The 3,920-nt window shown below is 34.9% G+C and carries 4 protein-coding genes; 1 reads left to right on the forward strand and 3 read right to left on the reverse strand.

The window, feature by feature from the left end:
* The 3 genes from EGI31_RS14155 to EGI31_RS14165 form a co-directional block, all read right to left on the reverse strand.
* A partial coding sequence (locus tag EGI31_RS14155; protein ID WP_255037875.1) for an IS110 family transposase occupies window positions 1–191 on the reverse strand: 191 nt, incomplete at its 3' end.
* 538 nt (window positions 192–729) lie between these two features.
* The gene (locus tag EGI31_RS14160; RefSeq protein WP_255037879.1) at window positions 730–1,833 is read right to left on the reverse strand and encodes a phage tail-like protein; all 1,104 of its coding nucleotides are present in this window, start codon (window positions 1,831–1,833) and stop codon (window positions 730–732) included.
* A gap of 458 nt (window positions 1,834–2,291) precedes the next feature.
* Entirely contained in the window at window positions 2,292–2,765 is a 474-nt protein-coding gene (locus EGI31_RS14165; RefSeq protein ID WP_255037880.1) for a hypothetical protein, read from the reverse strand.
* Between the two features lie 473 nt (window positions 2,766–3,238).
* On the opposite strand from EGI31_RS14165, the gene EGI31_RS14170 reads away from it, so the two are divergent.
* On the forward strand, window positions 3,239–3,920 hold a 682-nt coding region (locus EGI31_RS14170; RefSeq protein ID WP_255036274.1), incomplete at its 3' end, for a transposase.

Here is a 3,920-nt window from a genome sequence, read left to right on the forward strand (position 1 = left end):
AAAAATAACTTGTCTGTTTTTAAGCTATTAGAGAGCCATGTAAACAGTTCTTCAAAACCTAAGTCATTGTTATTGAATTTTTTATGACCAATTCTAACACCAGACTTATCCATAACTCCAACATCAAATTTGTCTTTAGACATGTCAATGCCAACAAAAAAATCAATCTCTAAATTTTCATTTTGTTTCATAAAAACTTAATTTTAAAGTGAAAAGAAAAATTGACCTAAGTAAACTCAAATCGACAAAAGCCTTTATAAGATTATCAGCACGAACTGGTTCTAAATAGCTAAATTGGTTTAGATTGAGTGAGGGAGGCAGGGCCTTTATCGAAGGATAGTTTCGGCTTGCAGAGCGGGTAGGTTCACCTGCTTCCCACTTAGGAAAATTTACCGAGATAAATTTATCCTAATTACTCGTATTTTTCAATTCTTTTTTCATCTGCTAAAGTAAAGGAAGAGCGGATCCAGTTAGAATAGGAATTATAGAAAAGGAAGAAGAATATCTGAATAGTTTTGTGGAGATTATAATGGGACGAGAATTGATCCATTCAAATTGAGAAAATATAAATATCCTGCCAATAGGTCGGATTGGAAATCCCATTTTATCTAGCTTCGACATGCCCTGCGGAACATGTGGAAGATCTGGATGTCGAAAAGCGGAGCATGAACCATTTTTGTCAGCTTTTAAATTCTTTCAAAAATCAAAATTTAGCTTTGGAAAATAATTTTAAAACTGCATAGCTACCAAATTCCACCTAACCCAATAGTCTATAGCTGCATTGTCAGTATTTATTATTTTTCCAGTACATTGCGTAGTATTACAACCATATATTACCAAAATAGCTCGGTATAATTCGCCAGCATCTCCACCTGATGAATGTTGACTGGCCACCATTACAGCAGGGGTACTTGTAAAGCCAGCAGGTAGAGCAATTGTAATTTCACGTGAGCCATGTGCTGGTATAGGATACTCAGCAGGAGAGATTCCCCAAGCTGCTGGTTGGGGAGTCACAAAACGTGCAATTTTAATATTGTTACTGCTCAAGTTATTATAGGCTACGCCACCACCACTATTTACTGTCATTGGCCCTTCGACAGAAGCACTACCATTAAATGTTGCATTTCCATCAACCACCAAACCACTTGACGTATGAATGTTACCCGCTACATCTAATTTATAAGCTGGATTTACAACTCCAATTCCTACATTTCCTCCATTTTCAATATTTAACCTTGACGAGACTCCATCTTCATTAAACTGCAGCCCATTATTGGTGGAATTGTAATTAAAAGTCCAAGTTTTAGCATCGGTTGTATTTGAAATGGCCAAACTACCATCAAATATATTTAATTTATAGTTTGGAGAGCCCCCAATTCCTACATATCCATCAGTACGAATATCGCCAGTAGTATGAAATGAACCCCCAACATCTAATTTAAAAATTGGATCTGCCACACCAATGCCCACATTACCAAGTGAGTAGGATATTTTTGTTCCATTCACATTCCATTGGTTGCCAAAAAGGGCGTTTTGCCAAGCCGTACCATCATAATAACGGAAATTGTGGCCTGTGGTGTTGTAATAAAGCAATCCTTCTGTAGGCGATGCTAAATCTGCACCCACACGAGGAAAAAGTACACCTTTAGTACTGCTTCTTATATCTAAAATAGAAGTAGAATAAGGAATGTCAGTGCCCCCAATATTAGAAATCACGCTTCCACTAGGCGAATCTATAACTTTGGCGTTTTGAGCAAAAATGTAGGTACTGCACAAGAGCATAAAAATGCAAAGGATATTTTGTTTCATGGTGTTAAATATAAAGTTTTTCAAAGCTTTAAATTTTTTTTGAAATTTTATAATAACACAAAGGAATAAAGCGAAAGGTTTTATTTAACGGCTTAGTTTATAGCACATTGAGCCTGAGTCTGATTTAATTTCTAATCAATGTTGCCAAAAAGGAATTATATTATTTAGTTAGCAGTCCTTCTAAAAGTTGGTTCTAAAAAATTAGCAATTTTATTGAGATAAATATTTAAGACGCAATTAAAAATAAGTTTCCAACGGAGGTAATTAGTAATTCCATGCTATGTTTTATACATATAAAACTTTCATGAAGCCGCCATGAAAGCAGAATCATTATAGAACATGGTATTTAAATATCATTTGAGGCAACTATTATAAAACTAGTACTTGGCCAATTGTTTTGCAGAAACTTTAATTCGGATTGAAAATCCCATTTTATCTAGCTTCGACATGCCCTGCGGAACATGTTGAAGAGCGGGATATTTTTATACAAAGTGCTTCTTTATATTCCCTTGGTTTAAAAACCAAATTAAAAGCCCAATTGGTGTGGACCAAAATACAGCTGAAATAATTATTCCAATATTGAACAATTTCATACTCTCATGTTCTGCTGTCATTCTTAACATTACAACCATAAATGTCCATATTAAAATTAATAGAATGGCTGATATATAAGTAACAAGTTTGTTCGCCCACAATTTGTATTTCTGAACACTAAGCCCACCAATGAGGTATAAAACTCCAATTGTTACCATAATTAAACACATATAAATATAGTTGGCAAATAGAAATCCAATAGGATTAAAATCCAAAAATTCATTTTGTCCACTCAGTTCATCTCCAAAATCTATTATTGAGAATGCTAAAGCCCCCATTCCATTGCTAAAAATGATAAATCCAGAAAAAATTGAAACTATTAGTCCAATGGTTCGTATTGATTTTGGTTTTGGTTCTTCCATTTATGAGTTGCCAGTTAGTTTAACATTTAGATAACTCTCAGGTCTTTTAACAAGTGGGGAAATAGAATTCCTTCTGCTCAGCCTTACTACAAATTTAAAATAAAGTTCATAATGTTCAATTATTTCCGCCAGCACCACTTGACTTAGGACAAGTTATAGGGCGTTTTTCAGCTTTTCGTCATTTATTTTCTTTGTTAAAAGTCCGATGGCACCGCCTGCAGCACCTAACGAAACAATTGAGTCAATTCCAGTCCAATGAGCTATCAAAGCAGATGGAATTCCGCCAATAAGTCAACCAAATAAAACCCAGCTTAAATATTTTAAGCTGTTCATTTTTGTTGTTTTTAATGCTTTCTTATTTTCTATTACGTAATCAAAGTTTATGTCAGTTAAATGGCGTTTGTAATTTTCAATAAAGTGGTGCTATGTTGAATTAAGTGGGTAAGATAAAATTTGTTTCTGATATTTGTTCAATGAATAGTGAACAAATATTTCAATTGGCTTTAGGTTTAAATGAGCCGTGGTATGTTTCAAAAGTAGAGTTTTTGGATGGGGATTATCAAAAAGAGCTTCATTTAACGATTGACTACAAAGTTGGATTTTTTATTGATAAGACTGGCAAGAGTACTGTACATGATAGAGTAGATAGGAAGTGGCGGCACCAGAATTTTTTTGAGCATAAGTGTTACCTACATTGTAAAATACCACGTGTAAAAACTGTTGAGAATAAGGTTGAACAAGTCTCAGTACCGTGGGCACGGGAAGGTAGTGGTTTTACACTTCTGTTTGAGGCATTTAGTATGTTGTTAATAGAGCAAGAAATGCCAGTCAACAAGGTAGGCAAAGTGATTGGAGTTTACCCCAATCGCATCTGGAATATCTTTAATTATTGGCTTGGAATTGCTTATTGTGGTGCAGATCATAGTGATATTTCAACATTGGGAATAGACGAGACAAGTTCTAAAAAGGGGCATGATTATATAACCGTTGCGGTGGATATGAAAACTTCAAGGGTAGTACATGCAACTGAGGGCAAGGGAGCAGACACCATTACGAAAATAGCTGATTATCTGGAAACTAAAGGTACCCAGAGACAGAATATCAAGCAAGTTTGTATAGACTTATCACCCTCTTTTATCAGTGGTGTGGAGTCAG

It is taken from the genome of Lacihabitans soyangensis (assembly GCF_024343775.1).
GTDB lineage: Bacteria > Bacteroidota > Bacteroidia > Cytophagales > Spirosomataceae > Leadbetterella > Leadbetterella soyangensis.